The organism is Enterobacter sp. JS8-1, from assembly GCF_049187015.1.
Classification (GTDB): Bacteria; Pseudomonadota; Gammaproteobacteria; order Enterobacterales; family Enterobacteriaceae; genus Enterobacter; species Enterobacter mori.
Genome location: NZ_CP185805.1, coordinates 682,165 through 706,056, shown reverse-complemented (window position 1 = coordinate 706,056; position 23,892 = coordinate 682,165). Strand labels below are relative to the sequence as shown.

Genomic DNA, 23,892 nt, shown 5'->3' with positions numbered 1-23,892 from the left:
AAACCGTTTTCAGATTAACCAGCCTTCGCTGAGGCTGCCAACTGAAAACACCGATAATTAGAATTTAACGTGAAACCGACTTAAATATCAGTAAAAGACATGATTTTGTGGTCACGATAAAGTAACGGGTAAAAAAAAGGCCAGCACAGGAGGTGCTGGCCTTTCATCAGAAGAGGGATTATTCCACTTCGCGGGCATCAATTCGCAGTTCTTTCGGAACTTCAAACACGATGTTCTCTTCGCGCCCTTCCAGCGGAACCGCGTCGCCACCGCCCAGCTCCTGCAGACGGGTAATCACGTTCTGCACCAGGATATCCGGCGCGGAAGCGCCTGCGGTAACGCCAACGCAGGCCGCATTTTTGACCCACGCTTCCTGAATGTCCGTCGCATCGTCAATCAGAAACGCCGCTTTCCCCATCCGCTGCGCCAGTTCGGCCAGACGGTTAGAGTTAGAGGAGTTTTTGGAGCCGACGACCAGCACCACGTCCGCCTGTTCAGCCAGCGCACGCACTGCTTCCTGACGGTTAGTGGTGGCGTAGCAGATGTCATCCTTACGCGGCCCGACGATTTTCGGGAAGCGCTGGCGCAGGGCGTCAATCACGTCAGAGGTATCGTCTACGGAGAGCGTGGTCTGGGTCATAAACGACAGTCGCGCTTCGTTTTTCACGTTCAGCGTAAAGACATCTTCAGGCGACTCGACCAGATACATCCCCCCTTCCGGGTTGCTGTACTGTCCCATGGTGCCTTCGACTTCCGGATGACCTGCATGGCCAATCAGAATCGACTCTTCACCACGACGGCTGGCGCGCGCCACTTCCATATGCACTTTTGTCACCAGCGGACAGGTGGCATCGAATACGGTCAGATCGCGGCTTTTCGCCTCGTTGCGTACCGCCTGAGAGACGCCGTGCGCGGAGAAGATCAGGATCGCACCGTCCGGCACTTCGCTGATCTGCTCAATAAAGATTGCGCCGCGCTCGCGCAGGCTGTCGACCACGTAGCGGTTATGCACCACTTCGTGACGCACATAAATCGGCGCGCCGTAAATCTCCAGCGCGTTTTCAACAATGCTGATAGCGCGGTCTACACCGGCGCAGAAGCCGCGCGGGTTAGCCAACAGGATCTGCATTTTACTCCTCCAGTGCCGGATCGATCTCCAGCACTTCGACATCAAAATGAACGGTACGCCCGGCAAGCGGATGGTTGAAATCGACGGTGATAGAATCGCCGTTGATTTCGCGGATCACGCCAGGCATTTCGCTGCCGTCCATAGCAGTAAAGAGCATAATCGCCCCGATTTCTGGTTCACCCGCGTCCATGAACTCACGACGCGAGAAATACTGGATCAGGTCCGGGCTTGGCACGCCAAATGCCGCATCCGGCTCCAGCGAAAACGCTTTTTTCTCGCCCTCTTTCAGACCCAGAAGCTGTTGCTCAAGACCTTCAGAAAGTGAGGTATCGCCAAGACGAAACAGGGCCGGTTTGCCGTTATTGCGGGTGGATTCAGCCGTGGAGCCGTCATCCAGCTTCAGCGTGAAGTGAACGAGAACCGCGCTGTTGCTCTGTACGGATTTAGACATACACATTGCTCTTTAATGGTGTCTCGCCTGTGTGCCGGGTGACGCGTAGCGATCCCGGCCTACAAGTGTCGGCATATTCGGTAAGCCGGGATCGCTACGCGTCACCCGGCTGGTTTTGTTACACCTGCTCTTTCGCCGCCGGTTTCGGCAGGAAGCCTTCCAGCACGATTAACGCCGCACCGATACAAATTGCCGTATCGGCCAGGTTAAAGGTCGCGAAGTGCCAGTCGCCGACGTAGAAGTCGATCATATCGACCACAAAGCCGTGCCACAGGCGGTCAAACAGGTTACCCAGCGCGCCGCCAATGATCAGCGCGTAGGCGATGTTATTCAGCTTTTGCGTGGCCTTCGAGCGGTACATCAGCACCGCCAGGATCACGCAGATACCGAGAGCGATACCCGCGAAGAACCAGCGCTGCCAGCCACCGCTGTCGGCAAGGAAACTGAACGCCGCGCCGTAGTTGCGGGCGTAGTGCAGGTTAAGCGACGGGAACAGCGGAACCGTATCCCCCAGAGCAAAATTCTGGAGGATCAGGAACTTGCTGCCCAGATCGATAATCAGCACCACCACAACCAGCCACAGCCAGCGCAGTCCTGTTGAACAGAGAGTTTTACTCATCAGGCAAACTTACGTTTTTCGCCGTCACCGGCGACGTTGCTTACACAGCGTCCGCAGATGTCTGCGTGTTCCGCCACCTGGCCAACATCGGTGGTGTAATGCCAGCAACGCGGGCATTTCTCACCGTCGGCTTTGCTCAGTGCGACTTTCAGGCCTTTGAGCAATTCACTCTGCTGAGCATCAGCAGTAGCGTCGGCATAATCCGCAACTTTCGCACCGGAGGTCAACAGGACAAATCGTAATTCATCGCCCAGCGCGGTCAGTTTTGCCGCCAGCTCCGGTTCCGCGTACAGGGTCACTGCCGCTTCCAGAGAGCCACCGACTTTCTTGTCAGCACGCGCCTGCTCGATAACCTTGTTCACTTCGCCGCGCACTTTCAGCAGCTCGTCCCAGAAGGCGTCGTTCATTGCTTCAGTGCTGGAGAGATCGAACAGACCTTCGTACCACTCGCCCGTGAAGACATACTTCTCACGATCGCCCGGCAGGTAGCCCCAGATTTCATCCGCGGTGAAGGACATGATCGGTGCCATCCAGCGCACCAGCGCTTCTGCAATGTGGAACAGCGCGGTCTGGCAGCTACGACGCGCCACGCTGTCCGCTTTCGCGGTGTACTGGCGGTCTTTGATGATGTCGAGGTAGAACGAGCCCATCTCAATGGAGCAGAAGCGCATCAGGCGCTGCACCACTTCGTGGAAGTCGTAAGACTCATAGGCTTTCAGGATATCGTCCTGCGCCGCTTTCGCGCAGCCCACCGCCCAGCGGTCCAGTACGACCATCTCTTCCGGTTTCACCATATCTTTTGCCGGATCAAACCCGTTCAGGTTCGCCAGCAGGAAGCGCGCGGTGTTACGGATACGACGATAGCTGTCGGCAGCACGTTTCAGGATCTCGTCAGACACCGCCATTTCGCCGGTGTAATCGGTGGATGCCACCCACAGACGCAGAATGTCTGCGCCCAGTTTGTTCATCACATCCTGCGGAGAAACGGTGTTACCGATGGACTTGGACATTTTACGTCCCTGACCATCCACGGTGAAGCCGTGAGTCAGTACCTGGCGGTAAGGTGCTTTACCCTTCATGGCGGTGGAGATCATCAGGGATGACATGAACCAGCCGCGGTGTTGGTCAGAGCCTTCCAGATACATGTCGGCAGCGTGACCGGCAAACTCAGGACGCACATCAACCACGGAGGAGTGGGTAGACCCGGAGTCGAACCACACGTCCAGGGTATCCGGCACTTTCTCGTAGCTGTCTGCGTCAGCGCCCAGGATATCGCGCGAGTCGAGATCCCACCACGCCTGAATGCCGTCAACTTCGACGCGCTTCGCCACTTCTTCCATCAGTTCCAGTGTGTTCGGGTGCAGCTCCTGCGTCTCTTTATGCACGAACAGAGACATCGGCACGCCCCAGGTACGCTGACGGGAGATACACCAGTCAGGACGGTTAGCCACCATGGATTCGATACGCGCCTGGCCCCAGTCAGGGATCCACTGCACGCCTTTGATCTCTTTCAGAGACTGCTCGCGCAGGCCTTTCTGATCCATGCTGACGAACCACTGCGGGGTCGCACGGAAGATGATCGGCGACTTGTGGCGCCAGCAGCACGGATAGCTGTGCTGCATTTTTTCAACGTGTAGAAGCGCGCCGCTGGTGCGCAGCATGTCAACGATGATGTCGTTCGCTTTGAAGACGTTGATACCGTCCAGCGCCGGGTAGGTGCCTGGCAGGTAAGAGCCGTCCGGGCCAACCGGGTTAGCGATTTCCAGACCGTATTTAAGGCTGATGTTGTAGTCGTCAGGACCGTGGCCACCGGCGGTATGTACCGCACCGGTACCCGCTTCCAGCGTCACGTGGTCGCCCAGGATCGCCGGAACGTCGAAGTCCAGGAACGGGTGCTTGAAGCGCATCAACTCCAGCGCGTCGCCTTTCACGGTGCCCAGCACGGTGTAGTCGGCGATGTGCGCGCGTTTCAACACGCTTTCAACCAGATCTTTCGCCAGGATAACCGCCTGACCGTCAATCTGCACCAGCGCGTATTCGAACTCACCGGACAGGGAGATCGCGCGGTTCGCAGGGAGTGTCCACGGGGTGGTGGTCCAGATCACCAGAGAGATCGGGCCGTTAACGGCGGAGACGCCAAATTTAGCCTTCACCGCATCCTGATCGACGGCATGGAACGCCACGTCGATAGATGGAGAGGTTTTGTCGTAATACTCCACTTCCGCTTCTGCCAGCGCAGAGCGGCAGTCCACGCACCAGTGCACCGGCTTCGCGCCTTTGTGCAGGTGTCCGTTACCGATGATTTTACCCAGCGCACGAATAATGTTGGCTTCGGTTTTGAAGTCCATGGTCAGGTACGGGTGCGACCAGTCGCCCAGCACGCCCAGACGGATGAAGTCAGCGCGCTGACCGTCAACCTGCGTAGCGGCGTATTCGCGGCACTTCGCACGGAACTCGGCGGCGGTGAACTTCTCACCCGGCTTGCCAAACTCTTGCTCCACTTTCAGCTCGATTGGCAGACCGTGGCAGTCCCAGCCCGGAACGTAAGGCGAGTCATATCCCGTGAGGCCTTTGGACTTCACGATAATGTCTTTCAGAATCTTGTTAACCGAGTGACCAATATGAATGCTGCCATTCGCATATGGAGGGCCATCATGCAGAATGAAGGTTTTTTTGCCTTTTTTGGCTGCACGAATGATGCCGTACAGGTCATCATCGGTCCAACGCGCCAGCATTCCCGGTTCACGCTTGGCGAGATCGCCGCGCATCGGGAACCCTGTTTCCGGCAAATTCAGGGTTGATTTATAGTCACTCATCAGATTCTCGGTTCCGTATTTATCACGTAGGCAGTTAAGCCGGTTCTAAAGCCCAAAAAACTCGCGGGCCGTCAATTCATCTCGCGCAATTTGCGCTTTGAGTTCATCCAGCGAACCAAATCGCTGCTCGTTGCGTATCTTTTTACGCAGTATTACATCTATATGGCGACCATAAAGGTCCATTACAACGTCCAGCAGGTGCACTTCTAACTGTTGACGCACACCGGCAACGGTAGGACGCGTGCCGATATTGGCGACACCGTAAAACGGTTTATCGCCCAGTCCAGCCACTTCTACCGCATACACCCCTTTAACCGGGGAGACCTGACGACGCAGCGGTATGTTCGCCGTCGGGAAACCTATCGTGCGGCCCAGCGCATCGCCATGCACCACGCGGCCAGAGATGGTAAACGGATGACCCAGCAAGTTTTCTGCGGTGTCCAGTTCATCATTGGCCAGCGCCTGGCGTACCGCCGTGCTGCTGACGCGCACGCCGCCTTCACAGAAAGTCATTGCGCTGGTGACGTCAAATCCGTACTCCAGACCAGCCTTCTGTAATAGCAAGAAATCGCCCTGACGACCAGCGCCAAAGCGGAAATCATCACCCACGGCAAGAAACTGCACGCCAAGACGCTTCACCAGCAGGTCGCTGACAAACGTTTGTGCTGTCAGTGCGGCAAAGCGGCGATCGAAACGCACGCACAATACGTAGTCCACGCCGGACTCTGCCAGATAGCGCAATTTCTCGCGCAGGCGAGTCAGACGGGCGGGAGACTTTTCGCCCGCAAACAGCTCAAGCGGCTGCGGCTCAAAAATCATCACCACAACGGGCAGGCCACGGGCCTCCCCTTCTTTACGCAATCCCTGCAACAGCGCCTGATGACCACGATGCACGCCGTCGAAATTACCAATGGTCAGCACGCACCCATGCGGGGCTTTGCTGAGATTATGTATGCCGCGTATCAGCTTCATGTCTGGCTCAAAACAGTGAAAATCGCCAAAGTATACCTTGTACAGCGGTTAAGGTTAACCGGCGATTGTTCACGCAAAACAGAAAGCCGTAATGATTTCATCAGGCTGACCTTTCACAGCGAAAAAATCTGTCCGGGAACTGCGATTTTTATGCCGAAAGGCTGTATTCACGGAAGACAAGCTGGTAGAATCCTGCGCCATCACTACGTAACGTAACGTAGCGTCGCTAATTAACGGCGCTTATTTGCACAAATCCATTGACAAAAGAAGGCAAAGAGGGCATATTCCTCGGCCTTTGAATTGTCCACATAGAACATATTTGGGAGTTGGACTTGGCTAATATCAAATCAGCTAAGAAACGTGCCGTTCAGTCTGAAAAGGCTCGTAAGCACAACGCAAGCCGTCGCTCTATGATGCGTACTTTCATCAAGAAAGTATACGCAGCAATCGAAGCTGGCGACAAAGCTGCAGCGCAGAACGCATTTAACGAAATGCAACCAATCGTGGATCGTCAGGCTGCTAAAGGTCTGATCCACAAAAACAAAGCAGCGCGTCATAAAGCAAACCTGACCGCGCAGATCAACAAACTGGCTTAATCGCTACTTGTTGTTGCTTGTTTAAAGAACCCGCTTAACGCGGGTTTTTTTATGCCTTCAGATTGCCGGTGGCGTAAACAGTGCCGAGTAATCACGGTTGCAGATACGCTGCACCGCCGGGTGCTGAATCATTCTTTCGGCGAATATCGCGTGGTACTCCTCCATCACGTTATCTACTCTGCCAATCTCCGTAATCTTGTCGTCTGAATAGAGATCGTGCGCGTACAGCGTTGGCGCAACGAAGATCGCGTTATGCGCTTCGCCAAAGGCTTTCATTAACGCAGCGTCGTCGAACTCACCGAGTATTTCCAAGTTCAGCCCCTGCGAGTTAAACCAGTTCAACAGCTTGCGTCCGAGCATGGAGCGCCTTCCCGGCACCAGCAGGCGACGCTCTTCAAGGCACGCGGGGAACGGTTTTTCCGGTGGCGGGTTAATGCACCAGAAGCTGACGCCGCATTCGCCAATTTTTACTGAGAACAGCCCTTCCTGCTGGGTGGAGTCGATCGGGCAGTCCGAGATAATCATGTCCAGCTTATGCTGGCTCAGCTGTTCCAACAGCATCTCGTGAGTGGATTCAAAGCAGCGCAGGTGGATCTGTTCGTCTTCAACCACCGCTGCATCCAGCACGCCGCTCACCAGCCGTTTCGACAGCGCATCCGCCACACCCACGTCAAAGAGCAGGTTCGACTCTTTGCGATAGTTGACGATGTCCAGCATCTCCTGGCTCAGGGTGAACATCTTGTCAGCATAACGAAACACCAGCTCGCCCAGTTCGCTGGGTTCAATGCCGCGACCTTTACGCTTGAACAGCTTGCCCTGCAGACGCTCTTCAAGCGCCTTGATTTGTCCGGTGATGGTTTGCGGCGTCAGGTAGAGCGCCTCTGCCGCCCCCACCACCGAGCCCTGTTTATAGACGTGCCAGAAGTAGTACAGATGGTTGTAATTTAAATGAGACATCGCGTGTTCTCTCCCTGAGTGTGTATCGGGAGAAGGAGCCCCTCCTCCCGGTTTCCTGTTATGCCTGAACAGCCTGTCCGGGCAATTTCGCCTTCAACAAGGTATAACCGATGACCGCAGCCAGTAATGACCCGATGAGAATGCCGAGTTTTGCCCAGACGATAAGCTCAGGCGCATGCGCCCCAAACGCCAGCGTCGAGATAAAGATCGACATCGTAAACCCGATTCCGCAGAGCACACCCACGGCCATAATCTGCTTAAACGTAGTGCCATTCGGTAAAGACGCCAGCTTCAGTTTAATCGCCAGCCAGCAAAAGAGGCTGATCCCCAATGGCTTACCGATAAACAAGCCAGCAATGATGCCCAGCGGCAGCACGGATGTCAGACCGTCCAGCGTCACGCCGCCGAGGGAAACGCCCGCGTTGGCAAACGCAAACAGCGGCAGGATCATAAAGGCGACCCACGGATGCAGCACATGCTCCAGCTGTTTTGCCGGAGATTTGCCCTCCTGCGGCTTAAGCGGCACAAGGAAGCCCACAATTACACCCGCCAGCGTGGCATGCACGCCCGATTTCAGCACCGCCGTCCAGAGCACCATCCCCACCAGGATGTAGATACCAATGCGGCGGACGTTAAAGATGTTCAGCAGTGCCAGCACCGCAATTGCCCCAGCGGCCACGCTCAGCGACAGGATTGACAGATCGCTGGTATAGAAGAGCGCGATAATGACGATAGCGCCTAGGTCATCGATGATCGCCAGCGCCATCAGGAAGATTTTTAGCGCCACCGGCACGCGGCTACCCAGCAGGGCTAATACACCGAGGGCAAAGGCGATATCCGTCGCAGCCGGAATAGCCCAGCCGTGGCGCGCCATCGGATCCTGCCAGGTGAAGGCAAGGAAGAGCAGCGCCGGAACGACCATCCCACCGAGCGCGGCAATCACCGGGAATGCGGCACGCTGGCGGCTGGCAAGCGAGCCCAACACCAGTTCACGCTTGACCTCAAGCCCCACCAGCAGGAAAAACACCGCCATCAGCGCATCGTTGATCCACAGCAGCATGTTCTTGTTGATTTCCAGCGCCCCGACCTTCAGCTCAACGGGCGTTTCCAGAAATGCATGGTAGAGATCGCGCGTTAATCCTAAGTTCGCCAACACCATCGCGGCAGCTGCAGCAATAATCAGGATCACGCCACCGGACGCTTCACTGCTAAAGAAACGGTGTAGTAATTTCATTTAAGTTCTCTCTTTTACAACAATACCTCGATAAAACCATAATACCAAGCCAAACAACTCGGCAAAAACAGATTAATATTGAGTATAGATTCAGTTTTACCGAACTATACCTTCAAATAGAAAAAGCCCGGAATCGCTTCCGGGCTTTTTAAGGACACTTAACAGCTAACGGATTAGCGCGTTAAATCATCGAAGAATTTTTTGACGCCATCGAAGAAGCTTTTGGAGCGCGGGCTGTTTTTCTCACCCGTCGGGCCGCCAAAGCTTTCCTGCAGCTCCTTCAGCAACTGTTTCTGCTTGTCGTTCAGGCCAACCGGCGTTTCCACGACGACGCGGCACAGCAGGTCACCCTGCGCACCACCGCGAACGGATTTAACGCCTTTCCCGCGCATGCGGAACAGTTTGCCGGTCTGAGTTTCGCCTGGTACCTTCAGATTTACGCGACCATCCAGCGTCGGCACTTCGATTTCACCGCCCAGCGCCGCCATCGCGAAGTTGATCGGCACTTCGCAGTACAGGTTGTTGCCTTCACGCTCAAAAATGGCGTGCTGCTTCACCTGAACCTGAACGTACAGATCGCCTGCCGGTGCGCCATGCTCGCCCGCTTCGCCTTCACCTGCCAGACGGATGCGGTCGCCCGTATCAACGCCAGCCGGGATTTTAACGGACAGGGTTTTCGTTTTCTCAACGCGACCGTGGCCGTGGCATTTGGTGCACGGATCTTTAATCAGCGTACCGCGACCGTGACAGTGCGGACAGGCCTGCTGTACCGCGAAGAAGCCCTGACGCATCTGTACCTGACCAGAGCCGTGACAGGTTGGACAGGTCTGTGGCTGCGTACCCGCTTTCGCGCCGCTGCCATGGCAAACGTCACACTCTTCCAGCGTCGGGATGCGGATCTCTTTGGTGACGCCGCGAACGGCCTCTTCCAACGTCAGATCCATGTTATAACGCAGGTCCGCGCCGCGCGCTGCGCGCTGACGACCACGCCCACCGCCGAAGATGTCGCCGAACACATCGCCAAAGATATCGCTGAAATCAGCGCCACCGCCAAAGCCGCCGCCACCGAATCCACCGCCACCCATGCCGCCCTGTTCAAAGGCTGCGTGACCATACTGGTCATAGGCCGCACGTTTTTGTGCATCGGTCAGGACTTCGTAGGCTTCTTTGATCTCTTTAAATTTGGCTTCAGCCTCTTTGTCACCCTGGTTACGGTCCGGGTGGAATTTCATGGCCAGGCGCTTATACGCCTTTTTGATTTCACGCTCTTCCGCTGTTTTGGAAACGCCTAAAATCTCGTAATAGTCTTGCTTAGCCATCTTTTTTATCTGCCCCTAACATGCGTGCACGGGCGGAGAGGAAACCTCTTCGCCCGTGCCAGTAATTACCCGTTCAAAGGGCGATTATTTTTTGTCTTTCACTTCTTCGAACTCAGCGTCGACAACGTCGTCGTCTTTCGCGTTGTTCGCAGATGCATCAGCGCCCGCCTGCTGTTGAGCGTGCTGCTGCTGAGCGATTTCCATCAGCTTCTGGGAAGCCTGCGCCAGCTCCTGCATCTTCGCTTCGATATCCGCTTTATCTTCACCTTTCAGTGAGGTTTCCAGCGCAGTCAGTGCAGCTTCGATAGCAGTCTTGTCTTCCGCTGGCAGTTTATCGCCTGCTTCTTCAACCTGCTTACGGGTGCTGTGCAGCAGATGGTCACCCTGGTTGCGGGTCTGAACCAGCTCTTCGAATTTACGGTCTGATTCCGCGTTAGCTTCGGCATCACGAACCATTTTTTCGATTTCCGCTTCGTTCAGGCCAGAAGATGCCTTGATGGTGATCTTCTGCTCTTTACCGCTGTTTTTGTCTTTCGCAGACACGTGCAGGATACCGTCAGCATCGATATCGAAGGTGACTTCGATTTGCGGCATGCCGCGCGGTGCCGGGTTGATACCGTCCAGGTTGAACTGACCCAGAGATTTGTTATCCGCCGCACGCTTACGCTCACCCTGAATCACATGGATGGTTACCGCAGACTGGTTGTCTTCAGCGGTAGAGAACACCTGGCTGTGTTTCGTCGGGATGGTGGTGTTTTTGTTGATGAGCGCAGTCATCACACCGCCCATGGTTTCGATACCCAGAGACAGCGGGGTAACGTCCAGCAGCAGTACGTCTTTCACTTCACCGGTCAGTACGCCACCCTGAACCGCAGCACCGATTGCGACCGCTTCGTCCGGGTTAACGTCTTTACGTGGCTCTTTACCAAAGAACTCAGCCACTTTCTTCTGAACCATTGGCATACGGGTCTGACCACCCACCAGGATAACGTCCTGGATGTCAGACACGGACAGGCCAGCGTCCTGCAGTGCAACTTTCAGCGGCTCGATGGAACGGTTCACCAGGTCTTCTACCAGGCTTTCCAGTTTCGCACGGGTCACTTTGATGTTCATGTGTTTAGGACCGGTCGCGTCTGCAGTGATGTACGGCAGGTTCACGTCGGTCTGCTGAGCGGAAGACAGCTCGATCTTCGCTTTCTCAGCGGCTTCTTTCAGGCGCTGCATGGCCAGCGGGTCGTTACGCAGGTCAATGCCCTGATCTTTCTTGAACTCGTCAACGAGGTAGTTGATCAGACGGGTATCGAAGTCTTCACCACCCAGGTGGGTATCACCGTTGGTTGCCAGAACTTCGAAGGTTTTTTCGCCGTCAACTTCGTCGATTTCGATAATAGAGATATCGAAGGTACCACCACCCAGGTCGTAAACCGCGATAGTGCGGTTGCCAACTTCTTTATCCAGACCGTAAGCCAGTGCAGCCGCGGTTGGTTCGTTGATGATACGTTTTACTTCCAGACCTGCGATACGGCCAGCATCTTTGGTTGCCTGACGCTGAGCATCGTTGAAGTAGGCAGGTACGGTGATAACAGCTTCAGTTACCGGCTCACCCAGGTAATCTTCAGCGGTTTTCTTCATTTTCTTCAGCACTTCAGCAGAAATCTGCGGTGGTGCAGTTTTGGTGCCTTTCACATCAAGCCATGCATCGCCGTTATCTGCCGCGATGATTTTGTAAGGCATGATGGAAACGTCACGCTGAACTTCTTCGTCCTGGAAGCGGCGGCCAATCAGGCGTTTGATCGCAAACAGGGTGTTTTGCGGGTTTGTCACTGCCTGACGTTTAGCCGGCTGACCAACCAGAGTTTCACCATCCTGGGTATAAGCAATGATAGAAGGCGTGGTGCGATCGCCCTCGGCGTTCTCCAGCACACGTGCAGTAGTGCCATCCATAATCGCTACACAAGAGTTGGTAGTACCCAGGTCGATACCAATAATTTTACCCATCTAAACGTCTCCACTAAAAATTCAGTCAACATGTGGTTGTGTACCTGTAATAAGGGCAGAACGTGCTTTTTCAACTGCCCAGATTTGATTTTTTTCAGGTCCACACACTGCGGTTGCTTACAAGATGGGGTCGCAACGGCATCCATCAAGGGGGACGTATAAAAAAAATTTTAATTTCCCCCTGATGAGATCATAGACGGCATCGATTGCGCCCCTTATTATGCCGCGCCCCGTCAGGGAGTATTGACGCGGGTTTAACCATTTCACCATATAAATGATGATTTTTTTGAGGACTTATGGGCAACACTAAGTTGGCTAATCCGGCTCCGCTGGGCCTGATGGGTTTTGGCATGACCACTATCCTGCTGAACCTGCACAACATCGGGATGTTCCCGATGGATGGCATTATTCTGGCGATGGGCATTTTTTACGGCGGTATCGCGCAAATCTTCGCGGGCCTGCTGGAATATAAGAAAGGCAACACCTTCGGCTTAACCGCCTTTACCTCTTACGGCTCTTTCTGGCTGACGCTGGTTGCCATTCTGCTGCTGCCTAAAATGGGCCTGGCAGACGCGGCAAACGCGCATTTCCTGGGCGTTTACCTGGGTCTGTGGGGCATATTCACCCTGTTCATGTTCTTCGGCACCCTGAAAGGTAACCGCGCGCTGCAGTTCGTCTTCCTGAGCCTGACCGTGCTGTTCGCCCTGCTGGCCATCGGCCACCTGGTGGATAACGAAGGCATCGTACACGTTGCGGGCTGGATTGGCCTGGTGTGCGGCGCAAGCGCTATCTACCTGGCAATGGGCGAAGTGCTGAACGAACAGTTCGGCCGCACCATTCTACCGATTGGTGAAAAACACTGATCCCTCTGTCGTGCCCGCCTCGCGGGCACGACATCCCTGCGTCTGCCTCAGCCAAATCCCTAATCCCAGCCCCATCAGCGAGAGCGCCAGCACGTACCAGGCCGGAGCCATGGGAGACACGCCCATCAATACCGTCACCGCAATCGGCGTCAGTCCACCGAAAATGGCATACGACACGTTGTAAGAGAAAGAGATACCGCTGAAACGGACTTCCGGCGGGAAGGCTCGCACCATCACGTAAGGCACTGCACCCACGACGCCCACGCACAGCCCTACCACGCCGTACAGCAGGAACAGCTGTTCAGGATGGCTGCCCGCCAGATGGTAGAATGCCCAGCTCGACGCGGCCAGCAACAGGCTGCCGACGATAAAGGTAACGCTGGCCCCAAACCGATCCGCCGCCAGCCCGGCGGCAAGACAGCCAAAGCAGAGCATAATGGTCGCGATACTGTTTGCCTGCAGCGTTACCGCCGGGGCGAATCCATACTGTTTCTGCAGCCAAACCGGCGACATTAATATCACCACGACAATACCCGCCGAAAGCAACCAGGTAAGAAGCATCGACACCACTACCGCTTTTTTATGGCGTACCACGACGGCTTTCACCGGCAGCTCCTGCGCCAGCGCTTTGCGCTGCTGCATCTCGAGGAAAATGGGCGTCTCCTGCAGCCAGCGGCGCAGGTACATCGCCACCAGGCCAAACGCCCCGCCCAGCAGGAACGGAAGACGCCAGCCCCACTCATGAACGGCCTGTTGCGTCATGCTGGTATTCACAATCGTCGCCACCACCGACCCCAGTAAGATCCCGACGGTGAGCCCCGCGGTTAAGGTTCCACAGGCGATCCCAATGCGACGGGCAGGCACATGCTCGGACACAAATACCCACGCGCCTGGAACTTCACCACCGATGGCCGCCCCCTGGAGAATACGCATCAGCAATAGCAGCAACGGCGCAAGGATACCCATCGAGGCATAGGTGGGCAGCAGACCAATAGCCAGCGTGGGCACGGCCATCAGCAGGATACTGAGGGTAAACATCTTCTTACGCCCGACCAGATCGCCAAAGTGCGCCATCACAATGCCACCCAGCGGACGCGCCAGATACCCGGCGGCAAAAATGCCGAAGGTTTGCACCTGACGCAGCCATTCCGGGATATCCGCCGGGAAGAAGAGTTCCCCCACCACGGCGGCGAAGAAGACAAAGATGATGAAATCGTAAAATTCCAGCGCGCCACCTAAGGCCGCAAGCGTGAGGGTTTTGTAGTCCTGTCGATTCAGAGGTCGGGTGTTATGTGACATAGCGAACCATTATTCGTGTGTTGTGGATTTATTTTTACAGCGATCGTAAAGAAAAAATTACTATATCGTAAATCCGTTTACACGCTACTGCGGCTGACGCTAATGTCACACTTTCGTTATTTTCAGGAGATTGTTTCGCGGCGAGCGCTTTTAGGACGAAAAGCTGCTACCACTTTTTCATCAGTTTCCACATAGGGGCCGTCAAGCAGCTGTATACAATATGGTACACTTGCAAAGATACCGTGCACAATGACGCTGCCATCTTCTGCTTTCAGCCCTTCCAGCGTCTCTTTGATCGACTTCGGCTGGCCCGGCAGGTTCAGGATCAACGCCTGCTTGCGGATCACCCCCACCTGGCGGGAAAGAATGGCCGTCGGAACAAAGTGTAGACTGATCTGCCGCATCTGTTCACCGAAGCCCGGCATTTCGCGATCGGCAACCGCCAGCGTCGCGTCCGGCGTCACGTCGCGGCGCGCGGGGCCGGTTCCACCCGTCGTCAGAACAAGATGACAGCTCATCTCATCCACCAGCTCACACAGGGTCTGCTCGATAATCGGCTGCTCGTCCGGGATCAGGCGAGTCTGGATCTCAAACGGGGTGGTCAGCGCGCTGCCCAGCCACTCTTCAAGAGCGGGGATGCCTTTATCCTGATAAACACCGCTGGAGGCGCGGTCAGAAATCGACACCAGGCCGATGCGTAAGGTATTCATATCCATTCCATTCAAAAAATACTGATTAAAGGGAATGATACACGCAGAGAGGAAATTCAGACAGAGGCGGGGTAAGAGGCGTGACCGGGAGCCCGGTCACGCGGAATGATTACAGCAGGTCGCCGATCATTTTTTCCAGTTTGCCCTGGTCAACAGCAAACTTACGGATACCGTCCGCCAGTTTGTCTACTGCCATTGGATCCTGGTTGTGCTGCCACAGGAACTCGGATTCCGTGATGCGCTCTGGGCGTGCTTTCACTTCACCGGTGTAGGACAGTTTACGCTCAAGCGCGCCTTCGCTCTCTGCCAGCTCTTTCAGCAGCGCAGGGGCGATGGTCAGGCGGTCACAGCCAGCCAGCTCGATGATTTCACCGACGTTACGGAAGCTTGCGCCCATAACTACGGTCTCATAGCCGTGCTGTTTGTAGTATTCGTAGATTTCAGTAACAGAAACCACGCCTGGATCTTCAGCCGGTGCGTACTCTTTCTTGTCGGTGTTGGCTTTGTACCAGTCCAGAATACGGCCCACGAACGGAGAAATCAGGTATACGCCCGCTTCTGCACATGCGCGCGCCTGCGCGAAGGAGAACAGCAGGGTCAGGTTACAGTTGATACCGTCTTTTTCCAGCTGCTCTGCAGCGCGGATGCCCTGCCAGGTAGAAGCCAGTTTGATCAGGATACGGTCGTTGCTGATGCCAGCATCGTTGTACATTTTGATCAGACGTTTTGCTTTCGCGATAGACGCTTCGGTGTCGTAGGAGAGACGTGCATCCACTTCGGTAGAGATACGGCCAGGAACCAGTTTCAGGATTTCCAGACCGATGTTCACTGCCAGCTTGTCGGTAGCGTCCACAACCTGCTGCGCGCGGTCGTTGCTCTGTGCTTTCGCCCAGGTCACTGCGTCGTCAATCAGTTTGCGATACTCAGGGATCTGTGCGGCGTTAAGGATCAGAGAAGGGTTGGTTGTGGCATCCTGCGGCTGGTACAGCTTCATTGCCGCGATATCTCCGGTGTCAGCTACGACAGTGGTGAACTGACGAAGGGAGGTCAATTTATCCGTCATGATAGTGTTTCTCTTTTAACGTGCCCTGGATAATTCACGCTACCGACAGCATGCCTGCAGCGGAAAAATGACAGGTTTACTTGTTAGGGGGATGTAACCGGTCTGCCCTGATGATAACACGAGTGAGAGGCAGCGCAACCGCAGACAGTGCGCTTAGGCAGAGTATGATAAACTGAGAATATTAACAGGCTGCTAATCAACAGCATGTCCAATCAGTGGTAGCGCTTACATATTCACTTTGGCATCAACAAGAGGGACGTTAATGCCTGATTTCCTATACTTTATTAACGAAATTCTCTGGGGTTCGATAATGATATATCTGCTCCTGGGAGCAGGTATTTGGTTCACGCTGCGCAGTGGTTTTATCCAGTTTCGTTATATCCGCAAATTTGGCAGAAGTCTGAAAAATAGCCTCACCCCACAGCCGGGCGGATTAACCTCATTTCAGGCGCTCTGCACCAGTCTCGCCGCGCGGGTCGGCAGCGGTAATCTGGCGGGCGTTGCGCTGGCCATCAGTGCGGGGGGGCCTGGCGCCGTATTCTGGATGTGGGCCACGGCGATTATCGGCATGGCGACCTCGTTCGCTGAATGCTCGCTCGCTCAACTCTATAAAGAGAAAGACAAAAACGGTCAGTTTCGCGGCGGTCCGGCCTGGTATATGGCCCGTGGACTGGGGATGCGCTGGATGGGCGTCCTGTTTTCGCTCTTCTTACTCATCGCCTATGGCCTGATTTTTAACACCGTCCAGGCAAACTCCGTGGCGCATGCCATGCGCTATGCCTTTGCCTGCCCGGAATGGATAACCGGTGCCGTTTTAGCGCTTCTCACCCTGCTGACGATATATGCCGGTCTCAAAGGCGTGGCCCGCCTGATGCAGTGGCTGGTTCCGGTTATGGCCCTCCTGTGGGTAGCCGCTAGTCTGTTCGTGACCGTACTGCACATCGATCAGTTTCCGGACGTCATCGCCGCTATTTTTAAGAGCGCGTTCGGCTGGCGCGAAGCGGCCTCGGGCGCGCTGGGTTATACCGTCAGTCAGGCACTCACGGCAGGGTTTCAGCGGGGCATGTTCTCGAACGAAGCCGGTATGGGTTCAACGCCCAACGCGGCGGCGGCGGCGGCGTCCTGGCCTCCCCATCCTGCGGCGCAGGGCATTGTGCAGATGATTGGTGTGTTCACGGACACCATTATTATCTGCTCCGCCAGCGCGATGATCATTCTGCTGTCGGGGCCCCTTCCCCATCCCTCTGGCACCGTCGGGATACAGCTGGTTCAGCAGGCGCTGGTCAATCTTGTGGGTGGCTGGGGAGCCGGTTTTGTCTCATTGATCGTGGGTCTTTTTGCGTTTAGTTCGATCACAGTGAACTATCTCTACGCGGAGAACAACCTGATCTTCCTGAAGCTTGACTCGCGACATTCGCGCAACGTGCTTCGCGTAGGTGTCATCGCCATGATAATGACGGGCGCCCTGCTCAGCATGCCGGTGGTCTGGCAACTGGCGGACGTGATTATGGCGCTGATGGCGATCACCAACCTGACGGCAATTTTGCTGCTTTCTCCGGTGGTGACGCTCATTGCTCAGGACTATCTGCGTCAGCGCAAGCTGGGCCTTAAACCCGTGTTTGATCCCACCCGCTACCCCGAAATTGAGGCGCAAATTGCCCCCGGAGCCTGGGATGATTTGCCGCGGCAATAACAGCTATCGATCAATTCAGGGCGATTTTTTGCTAAAGTCGCTCTAAATTTCCTGCAAGGACTGGATATGCTGATTCTGATTTCACCTGCAAAAACGCTCGATTACCAGAGCCCGCTCGCCACCGAGCGCTATACCCAGCCTGAACTGCTGGACTACTCGCAACAGTTGATCCACGAAGCGCGTAAACTCTCTGCGCCGCAAATCGCCTCGCTGATGAGCATCAGCGACAAGCTGGCCGATCTGAACGCGACCCGCTTTCACGAATGGCACCCGGATTTCACCCCGGCTAACGCTCGCCAGGCGATTCTGGCCTTTAAAGGTGATGTCTATACCGGCCTGCAGGCGGAAGATTTTAGCGAAGCCGATTTCGATTTTGCCCAGCAGCATCTGCGTATGCTGTCAGGCCTGTACGGCGTACTGCGCCCGCTGGACCTGATGCAGCCGTATCGTCTGGAGATGGGTATCCGCCTGGAAAACACCAAAGGCAAAGATCTGTACCATTTCTGGGGCGATATCATTACCGACAAGCTGAACGCGGCGCTGCGCGCCCAGGGCGATAACGTGGTAATTAATCTGGCCTCCGATGAATACTACAAGTCAGTGAAACCGAAAAAGCTGGATGCAGAGATCATCAAACCGGTGTTCCTCGACGAGAAGAACGGTAAGTTCAAAGTGATCAGCTTCTACGCCAAGAAAGCACGCGGGCTGATGAGCCGCTACATTATCCAGAACCGCCTGACGAAGCCGGAGCAGCTGACCGGATTTAACAGCGAAGGTTATTTCTTTGACGAAGACGCGTCAGGGAAAGGCGAGCTGGTGTTTAAGCGCCACGAGCAGTAAAAACAAACCCCGCCAGCTGGCGGGGTTTTGCATTAATGGTGTTTCCAGTCCGGGCCGCGGTCGTCGCGGCGGTCATCGTGGTGATGGTCATCATGGCGATTGTCATGCTTACGCTTTTCATCATGCGGACGCCAGTGGTTATCGCGCCAGTCATAGTGCGCCTTCCACCAGTCGTGGTCGCGCCAGCGGCCGCCGTCCCAGTAATGTCCGTTGTTATCCTGGTCGCCAATCTGCAGTTTTACCGCAGGGACGAGGGTGATTTCGGATGCCTGTACCGCCATGGGAGCGACCAGCATCAGTGAAAGCGCGATGAGTGCGGGTTTCAGGGTAGACATAGGTGACTCCTTCTTATACTTGCCCAACGTGGGCCGATGTAAGGAGATTACGCGAGGGGAACGGGGGATGTTATTCTCTGCAATCCTAAACGCTAAGTGACCGCATTTATTGGGAATTTCTACTTTTTTCCTGCTTTTTTTCTCCTTAATTTCTCCATAAAAAAGCCGGGTATCGGCTACGCCTTACCCGGCCTACGTTCTGAGCCGTTGTAGGTCGGGTAAGGCGTAGCCGCCACCCGACAAAAATCACGCTCGAACCATCATCAACTTACGCAGCGCGGCAAAATCTGCCGGCAATTCATGAGACAGCAGCGGCAGGTCGGCACGCTCGGCCAGCTCTTTCGGCAGCGACAGCGTTTCGCCCAGGATCTCTTCCACGCTCTCTTTGAACTTCGCCGGATGCGCAGTGCCCAGGAACAGGCCATATTCACCTGGATTGAGCTGATCGCGCAGCGCGCGGTAAGCAATCGCCGCGTGCGGTTCAGAGGTATAACCCACAGCTTTCAGCTCGCGCATGGTCGCTTTGGTGGTTTCATCCGTCACCGCGGCGTAGCCCAGGTCACCCAGACGCCAGATCTTACGGCGGAACAGCTCTTCCACGCGCGGCCAGTTGTTTGGCTGCGATACATCCATTGCGTTAGAGAGTGTCGCCTGCGTGGCGTTCGGCGCCCACTTCCCGTCTTTCAGGAAGCGCGGCACGGTGTCGTTGGCGTTGGTGGCGGCGATAAAGCGTTTCACCGGCAGACCCAGAGATTTCGCCAGCAGGCCCGCCGTCAGGTCGCCGAAGTTACCGCTTGGTACGGAAACCACCAGCTGGTTGCGTGCTTCCTGCGGCAGCTGCGCCACCGCTTCGAAGTAGTAGCAAATCTGCGCCAGCAGACGGCTGATGTTGATGGAGTTAGCTGAGTTCAGCCCCAGGGCGACCTTCAGCTCTTCGTCGTCGAAGGCCTGTTTGACCAGCGCCTGGCAGGCATCGAAATCGCCGTCAATCGCCACGGTTTCAATGTTGCCGCCGAGCGTACAGAACAGTTTTTCCTGCAGCGGGCTGATTTTGCCTTTCGGGTAGAGGATCACTACGCGGACGTTTTTCAGTCCGTAGAACGCGTGAGCCACCGCCGCACCGGTATCGCCGGATGTTGCGGTCAGGATGGTCACCGGTTTGTCGCCGCTGATGTGGGTCAGCATCTGCGCCATGAAGCGGCCACCGAAGTCTTTGAACGCCAGCGTCGGGCCGTGGAACAGCTCCAGGCAGCCAACGTCAGGCTCAACCTGCTTCACCGGTGCCGGGAAAGCAAACGCCGCACGCACGCGCTCTTCCAGCAACTCCTGCGGGATTTCGTCGCCGATAAACGCCGACAGAATTTTAGTGCTGCGGGTGACAAAGTCCTGCTTCAGCAGTTCGTCGATGTCGGTCAGCTGAAATTCCGGCAGGTCATGGGGGAAAAACAGCCCCTGATTTTTGCCCAGCCCCTGCGTTACCGCCTGCGCGAAGCTGACCTGCTCGTTATGATCTTTAAGGTTGTAGAGTTTCATTAATTATCCCAGTACTCGTGCGCCAGCCGTGTCCAGACGGCAAATATGAACAAAGCCTTCCTGATTTTGCAGGTAGTGTTTAGAGAGCCAGTCCGCCACGCGCTGCGCGGTGTCTGGCTTGTCGCACAGGGCGAACAGCGTCGGGCCGGAGCCGGAGATGCCGCACGCCTGCGCGCCGATATCCATCGAGGCCTGTCGCGCCTCGTTAAAGCCGGGCAGCAGCTTCGTACGGTACGGCTCGGCAATGACGTCTTTCATCAGCTTCGCCGCCAGCTGCGGCTGACGGGTGTAGCAGGCGTGGATAAAGCCCGCCAGGTGACGCCCGTGGGCGATACAGTCCTGACGACGATACTGCGCAGGCAGGATCGCACGCGCTTCCGCGGTAGAGACCTTAATACCCGGATAGGCCAGCACCCACAGCCACTCATCAAACCCTGGCACCTGCTGGCTGATGATGCCATTTTCTTCGATCATCAGCTGCATGCCGCCGAGGAAGCACGGCGCCACGTTGTCATAATGAATGCTGCCAGAGATACGCCCTTCCAGCTCGCCCATCAGCCCCAGCAGACGACTGTTGTTCAGCGGCTTGCCGCAGTGCTCGTTCATCGCCACCAGCGCGGCGACCACGGAACACGCGCTGGAGCCCAGGCCTGAGCCAATCGGCATACTTTTTTCCAGCGTCATGGCGACCGGCACGTTTTTGCCGATCTCCTGACAGAAGCGTTCCCAGCACTGATAAACGATATTTTCGCGCGGCTCAGACGGCAGCTTGCTGGCGAAGCGGCCCACGTTATTCAGGCTGAAGCTGTCTGCCGCTTCCACCGTAACCGTATCGCCCAGCAGCGAACCATCCACCGGCGTGACCGCCGCGCCCAGCACGTCAAATCCGACGCTCATATTGGCGCTGGAAGCCGGGGCATAAACTTTGACCATGTTAAACTCCTAACTTCCATGACAGGGTACGCAGCAGATCGGCAAACACACCCGCCGCCGTAACATCGTTCCCTGCGCCATAGCCGCGAAGCACCAGCGGCAATGGCTGATAATAGTGGCTGTAGAACGCCAACGCATTCTCGCCGTTTTTGACTTTGTACAGCGGATCGTTGCCATCCACTTCGGCAATCTTCACCCGGCACACGCCATCTTCTTCAATGTTGCCAACATAGCGCAATACCTTACCTTCATCACGGGCTTTCGCCACACGGGCGGCAAAAGCATCGTCAAGCTGCGGCAAATTCGCCATAAAGGCGCTGACGTCACCGCCGTCATCAAACTCTGCTGGCAGCACCGGCTCAATCACGATATCCGAAAGCTCAAGCTCGCGGCCCGTTTCACGCACGAGGATCAGCAGCTTGCGCGCCACGTCCATCCCGGAAAGGTCGTCACGCGGATCCGGCTCGGTATAGCCCAGCTCGCGCGCTGCGCGAGTGGCTTCCGACAGGCTCATCCCCTCATCCAGCTTGCCGAAGATAAAGGACAGCGAGCCGGAGAGAATGCCGGAGAAACGCTGCAGTTCATCGCCCGCGTTGAGCAGGTTTTGCAGGTTTTCGATAACCGGCAGCCCCGCGCCCACGTTGGTGTCGTACAGGAACTTGCGGCGCGACTTGCTCGCCGCCAGACGCAGCTGGTGATAGTAATCCATCGACGAGGTGTTGGCCTTTTTGTTTGGCGTCACCACGTGGAAACCTTCGCGCAGGAAGTCGGCGTACTGATCGGCCACCGCCTGGTTGGAGGTACAGTCAACAATCACCGGGTTAAGCAGGTGATACTCTTTCACCAGACGGATCAGGCGGCCCAGGTTGAACGGCTCTTTCGCCTCGTTCATCTCGGCCTGCCAGTTTTCCAGGTTCAGACCGTGAACGTTGGTCAGCAACGCTCTGGAGTTGGCAATCCCGCAGACGCGCAAATCGATATGTTTCTTCTTCAGCCACTCCTGCTGACGCTTCACCTGCTTCAGCAGCGCGCCGCCTACGCCACCCACGCCAATCAGGAAAAGCTCGATCACCTGGTCGGTGTTGAACAGCATCTGGTGAACGACGCGCACGCCGGTGGTGGCGTCATCGTTGTCCACGACAACGGAAATCGAACGCTCAGACGAGCCCTGCGCAATCGCCACGATGTTGATATTGGCGCGCGCCAGCGCGGCAAAGAATTTAGCGGAGATGCCGCGCAACGTGCGCATGCCGTCACCGACGACTGAGATAACCGCCAGGCGCTCCTGAATGAACAGCGGCTCCAGCAGTTCCTCTTTCAGCTCCAGATAGAACTCTTCCTCCAGCGCGCGACGGGCGCGCAGGCAATCCGCCTGCGGCACGCAGAAGCTGATGCTGTATTCGGAAGAGGACTGGGTGATCAGCACCACTGAGATACCGTTGCGGGACATGGCTGCAAAGACGCGCGCCGCCATGCCGACCATCCCTTTCATCCCCGGGCCGGAGACGCTGAACATCGCCATGTTGTTGAGGTTGGAGATACCTTTCACCGGCAGACCGTCTTCATCGGTACTCGCGCCAATCAGCGTACCCGGCGCCTGCGGGTTACCGGTGTTTTTAATCAGGCAAGGGATCTGGAACTGAGCAATCGGAGAGATGGTACGCGGGTGAAGCACTTTAGCGCCGAAGTAGGAAAGTTCCATCGCTTCCTGGTACGACATCGACTTGAGCAGCCTGGCGTCCGGAACCTGGCGCGGGTCGCAGGTATAGACGCCGTCAACATCAGTCCAGATCTCACAACAGTCTGCGCGTAAACAGGCGGCCAGCACGGCGGCGGAGTAGTCGGAGCCGTTACGGCCCAGCACCACCAGCTCGCCCTTCTCGTTACCGGCGGTGAAACCTGCCATCAGGATCATGTGGTCAGACGGGATTTTGCTCGCGGCGATACGGCGGGTTGATTCGGCAATATCAACGGTGGATTCGAGGTAGTGGCCCACCGCCAGCAGTTTTTCAACCGGGTCGATCACGGTCACGTTATGGCCGCGCGCTTCCAGCACGCCCGCCATGATGGCGATTGAGAGTTTTTCGCCCCGGCAGATCAGCGCCGCGTTGATGCTGTCCGGGCACTGGCCGAGGAGGCTGATGCCGTGCAGGACGTGTTTGATTTGCGCAAATTCCTGCTCAACGAAGGACTTCAGCTGAGCGTGCGGGAAGCCGGGCAGCGCCTCTGCAAGCCCTTGCAGAAGGTCGGCGAAGATACGCTCGGCGTCGCTGATGTTCGGGAGTGCATCCTGGCCACCGATGGTTTTTTCAATCATCGCCACCAGATGGTTCGTGATTTTTGCCGGGGCAGAGAGCACGGTAGCAACCTGCCCCTGCCTGGCGTTGCTTTCCAGGATATCGGCAACACGCAGAAAACGTTCTGCATTTGCCACTGATGTACCGCCGAACTTCAACACTCGCATGGTTCTACCTCGTTTCCTTTAGCCGAAAAAAAAGCCCGCACTGTCTAGGTGCGGGCTTTTTTTTGTTT

Annotated in this window: 20 protein-coding genes, 1 pseudogene and 1 other annotated feature (1 of these 22 only partly in view); of the genes and pseudogenes, 4 read left to right on the top strand and 17 right to left on the bottom strand. The window is 56.1% G+C overall.

Annotated features, from left to right (window positions below):
• Positions 1-178: 178 nt before the first annotated feature.
• The 6 genes and pseudogenes from ispH to ACOQH0_RS03405 form a co-directional block, all read right to left on the bottom strand.
• Positions 179-1,129: a 4-hydroxy-3-methylbut-2-enyl diphosphate reductase gene (ispH, locus tag ACOQH0_RS03430; protein ID WP_010427054.1), complete on the bottom strand. Its 951-nt coding sequence runs from the start codon at positions 1,127-1,129 to the stop codon at positions 179-181.
• Between the two features lies 1 nt (position 1,130).
• The gene (gene fkpB, locus ACOQH0_RS03425; protein WP_015572634.1) at positions 1,131-1,580 is read right to left on the bottom strand and encodes an FKBP-type peptidyl-prolyl cis-trans isomerase; all 450 of its coding nucleotides are present in this window, start codon (positions 1,578-1,580) and stop codon (positions 1,131-1,133) included.
• A 118-nt stretch (positions 1,581-1,698) separates the two neighbouring features.
• Positions 1,699-2,199: a signal peptidase II gene (gene lspA / locus ACOQH0_RS03420; protein ID WP_010427058.1), complete on the bottom strand. Its 501-nt coding sequence runs from the start codon at positions 2,197-2,199 to the stop codon at positions 1,699-1,701.
• On the bottom strand, positions 2,199-5,015 hold the full coding sequence (gene ileS, locus ACOQH0_RS03415; protein ID WP_421511540.1) for an isoleucine--tRNA ligase: 2,817 nt from the start codon (positions 5,013-5,015) through the stop codon (positions 2,199-2,201). The genes lspA and ileS overlap by 1 nt, the downstream gene beginning before the upstream one ends.
• Before the next feature lie 45 nt (positions 5,016-5,060).
• Entirely contained in the window at positions 5,061-5,987 is a 927-nt protein-coding gene (gene ribF, locus ACOQH0_RS03410) for a bifunctional riboflavin kinase/FAD synthetase (RefSeq protein WP_010427064.1), read from the bottom strand.
• A 7-nt stretch (positions 5,988-5,994) separates the two neighbouring features.
• Positions 5,995-6,201 (bottom strand): annotated as a pseudogene (locus tag ACOQH0_RS03405) (DUF2575 domain-containing protein); the annotation flags it as partial.
• A 118-nt stretch (positions 6,202-6,319) separates the two neighbouring features.
• Here ACOQH0_RS03405 and rpsT point away from each other — a divergent pair.
• Positions 6,320-6,583: a 30S ribosomal protein S20 gene (gene rpsT, locus ACOQH0_RS03400; protein ID WP_003856458.1), complete on the top strand. Its 264-nt coding sequence runs from the start codon at positions 6,320-6,322 to the stop codon at positions 6,581-6,583.
• A 57-nt stretch (positions 6,584-6,640) separates the two neighbouring features.
• Here the strand turns inward: rpsT and nhaR are convergent, their stop codons facing one another.
• The 4 genes from nhaR to dnaK all read right to left on the bottom strand — a co-directional run bounded on the left by nhaR (position 6,641) and on the right by dnaK (position 12,091).
• On the bottom strand, positions 6,641-7,540 hold the full coding sequence (gene nhaR / locus ACOQH0_RS03395; RefSeq protein WP_421511538.1) for a transcriptional activator NhaR: 900 nt from the start codon (positions 7,538-7,540) through the stop codon (positions 6,641-6,643).
• A gap of 58 nt (positions 7,541-7,598) precedes the next feature.
• Complete coding sequence (gene nhaA, locus ACOQH0_RS03390) at positions 7,599-8,774, bottom strand: Na+/H+ antiporter NhaA (protein ID WP_420984827.1); 1,176 nt, start codon at positions 8,772-8,774, stop codon at positions 7,599-7,601.
• Between the two features lie 173 nt (positions 8,775-8,947).
• Positions 8,948-10,093 carry a molecular chaperone DnaJ gene (dnaJ, locus tag ACOQH0_RS03385; protein ID WP_010427068.1) on the bottom strand — a complete coding sequence of 382 codons (1,146 nt, stop codon included), beginning with the start codon at positions 10,091-10,093 and terminating at the stop codon, positions 8,948-8,950.
• 84 nt (positions 10,094-10,177) lie between these two features.
• On the bottom strand, positions 10,178-12,091 hold the full coding sequence (gene dnaK / locus ACOQH0_RS03380) for a molecular chaperone DnaK (RefSeq protein ID WP_010427070.1): 1,914 nt from the start codon (positions 12,089-12,091) through the stop codon (positions 10,178-10,180).
• A gap of 296 nt (positions 12,092-12,387) precedes the next feature.
• On the opposite strand from dnaK, the gene satP reads away from it, so the two are divergent.
• Complete coding sequence (satP, locus tag ACOQH0_RS03375) at positions 12,388-12,954, top strand: acetate uptake transporter (RefSeq protein ID WP_420984826.1); 567 nt, start codon at positions 12,388-12,390, stop codon at positions 12,952-12,954.
• On the opposite strand, the gene ACOQH0_RS03370 is transcribed toward satP, so the two are convergent.
• The 3 genes from ACOQH0_RS03370 to tal all read right to left on the bottom strand — a co-directional run bounded on the left by ACOQH0_RS03370 (position 12,931) and on the right by tal (position 16,026).
• Positions 12,931-14,253: an MFS transporter gene (locus ACOQH0_RS03370; RefSeq protein WP_420984825.1), complete on the bottom strand. Its 1,323-nt coding sequence runs from the start codon at positions 14,251-14,253 to the stop codon at positions 12,931-12,933. The genes satP and ACOQH0_RS03370 overlap by 24 nt on opposite strands.
• Before the next feature lie 122 nt (positions 14,254-14,375).
• Positions 14,376-14,963 (bottom strand): molybdopterin adenylyltransferase, encoded by a 588-nt coding sequence (gene mog, locus ACOQH0_RS03365; RefSeq protein WP_010427076.1) that lies wholly within the window; start codon positions 14,961-14,963, stop codon positions 14,376-14,378.
• Positions 14,964-15,072: 109 nt separating this feature from the next.
• Positions 15,073-16,026: a transaldolase gene (gene tal / locus ACOQH0_RS03360; RefSeq protein WP_010427077.1), complete on the bottom strand. Its 954-nt coding sequence runs from the start codon at positions 16,024-16,026 to the stop codon at positions 15,073-15,075.
• A gap of 262 nt (positions 16,027-16,288) precedes the next feature.
• Between tal and ACOQH0_RS03355 the strand changes: the two genes are divergently transcribed.
• Together ACOQH0_RS03355 and yaaA are read left to right on the top strand one after the other, a co-directional pair.
• Positions 16,289-17,719, top strand: coding sequence for an alanine/glycine:cation symporter family protein (locus tag ACOQH0_RS03355; RefSeq protein WP_420984824.1), 1,431 nt, complete (start codon positions 16,289-16,291; stop codon positions 17,717-17,719).
• 66 nt (positions 17,720-17,785) lie between these two features.
• Entirely contained in the window at positions 17,786-18,559 is a 774-nt protein-coding gene (gene yaaA, locus ACOQH0_RS03350) for a peroxide stress protein YaaA (protein ID WP_420984823.1), read from the top strand.
• Between the two features lie 32 nt (positions 18,560-18,591).
• Here the strand turns inward: yaaA and ACOQH0_RS03345 are convergent, their stop codons facing one another.
• The 4 genes from ACOQH0_RS03345 to thrA all read right to left on the bottom strand — a co-directional run bounded on the left by ACOQH0_RS03345 (position 18,592) and on the right by thrA (position 23,824).
• Positions 18,592-18,894 carry a DUF2502 domain-containing protein gene (locus ACOQH0_RS03345; RefSeq protein WP_089599221.1) on the bottom strand — a complete coding sequence of 101 codons (303 nt, stop codon included), beginning with the start codon at positions 18,892-18,894 and terminating at the stop codon, positions 18,592-18,594.
• 246 nt (positions 18,895-19,140) lie between these two features.
• Positions 19,141-20,427 carry a threonine synthase gene (gene thrC / locus ACOQH0_RS03340; protein ID WP_420984822.1) on the bottom strand — a complete coding sequence of 429 codons (1,287 nt, stop codon included), beginning with the start codon at positions 20,425-20,427 and terminating at the stop codon, positions 19,141-19,143.
• A 3-nt stretch (positions 20,428-20,430) separates the two neighbouring features.
• The gene (gene thrB / locus ACOQH0_RS03335; RefSeq protein ID WP_010427087.1) at positions 20,431-21,360 is read right to left on the bottom strand and encodes a homoserine kinase; all 930 of its coding nucleotides are present in this window, start codon (positions 21,358-21,360) and stop codon (positions 20,431-20,433) included.
• A gap of 1 nt (position 21,361) precedes the next feature.
• A complete protein-coding gene (gene thrA, locus ACOQH0_RS03330) occupies positions 21,362-23,824 on the bottom strand; it encodes a bifunctional aspartate kinase/homoserine dehydrogenase I (protein WP_421511537.1) in 2,463 nt (820 codons plus the stop codon).
• 24 nt (positions 23,825-23,848) lie between these two features.
• Positions 23,849-23,892: a sequence feature (Thr leader region), on the bottom strand; it runs 74 nt beyond the window's last position.

Excerpts from the sequence above, each read along its gene's own strand:
- satP (WP_420984826.1), top strand. The coding sequence starts at position 12,388 with ATGGGCAACACTAAGTTGGCTAATCCGGCTCCGCTGGGCCTGATGGGT.
- nhaR (WP_421511538.1), bottom strand. The coding sequence starts at position 7,540 with ATGTCTCATTTAAATTACAACCATCTGTACTACTTCTGGCACGTCTAT.
- lspA (WP_010427058.1), bottom strand. The coding sequence starts at position 2,199 with ATGAGTAAAACTCTCTGTTCAACAGGACTGCGCTGGCTGTGGCTGGTT.
- ileS (WP_421511540.1), bottom strand. The coding sequence starts at position 5,015 with ATGAGTGACTATAAATCAACCCTGAATTTGCCGGAAACAGGGTTCCCG.
- ACOQH0_RS03355 (WP_420984824.1), top strand. The coding sequence starts at position 16,289 with ATGCCTGATTTCCTATACTTTATTAACGAAATTCTCTGGGGTTCGATA.
- thrA (WP_421511537.1), bottom strand. The coding sequence starts at position 23,824 with ATGCGAGTGTTGAAGTTCGGCGGTACATCAGTGGCAAATGCAGAACGT.
- yaaA (WP_420984823.1), top strand. The coding sequence starts at position 17,786 with ATGCTGATTCTGATTTCACCTGCAAAAACGCTCGATTACCAGAGCCCG.
- thrB (WP_010427087.1), bottom strand. The coding sequence starts at position 21,360 with ATGGTCAAAGTTTATGCCCCGGCTTCCAGCGCCAATATGAGCGTCGGA.
- tal (WP_010427077.1), bottom strand. The coding sequence starts at position 16,026 with ATGACGGATAAATTGACCTCCCTTCGTCAGTTCACCACTGTCGTAGCT.
- ACOQH0_RS03345 (WP_089599221.1), bottom strand. The coding sequence starts at position 18,894 with ATGTCTACCCTGAAACCCGCACTCATCGCGCTTTCACTGATGCTGGTC.
- dnaJ (WP_010427068.1), bottom strand. The coding sequence starts at position 10,093 with ATGGCTAAGCAAGACTATTACGAGATTTTAGGCGTTTCCAAAACAGCG.
- mog (WP_010427076.1), bottom strand. The coding sequence starts at position 14,963 with ATGAATACCTTACGCATCGGCCTGGTGTCGATTTCTGACCGCGCCTCC.
- fkpB (WP_015572634.1), bottom strand. The coding sequence starts at position 1,580 with ATGTCTAAATCCGTACAGAGCAACAGCGCGGTTCTCGTTCACTTCACG.
- ribF (WP_010427064.1), bottom strand. The coding sequence starts at position 5,987 with ATGAAGCTGATACGCGGCATACATAATCTCAGCAAAGCCCCGCATGGG.
- dnaK (WP_010427070.1), bottom strand. The coding sequence starts at position 12,091 with ATGGGTAAAATTATTGGTATCGACCTGGGTACTACCAACTCTTGTGTA.
- nhaA (WP_420984827.1), bottom strand. The coding sequence starts at position 8,774 with ATGAAATTACTACACCGTTTCTTTAGCAGTGAAGCGTCCGGTGGCGTG.
- ispH (WP_010427054.1), bottom strand. The coding sequence starts at position 1,129 with ATGCAGATCCTGTTGGCTAACCCGCGCGGCTTCTGCGCCGGTGTAGAC.
- thrC (WP_420984822.1), bottom strand. The coding sequence starts at position 20,427 with ATGAAACTCTACAACCTTAAAGATCATAACGAGCAGGTCAGCTTCGCG.
- ACOQH0_RS03370 (WP_420984825.1), bottom strand. The coding sequence starts at position 14,253 with ATGTCACATAACACCCGACCTCTGAATCGACAGGACTACAAAACCCTC.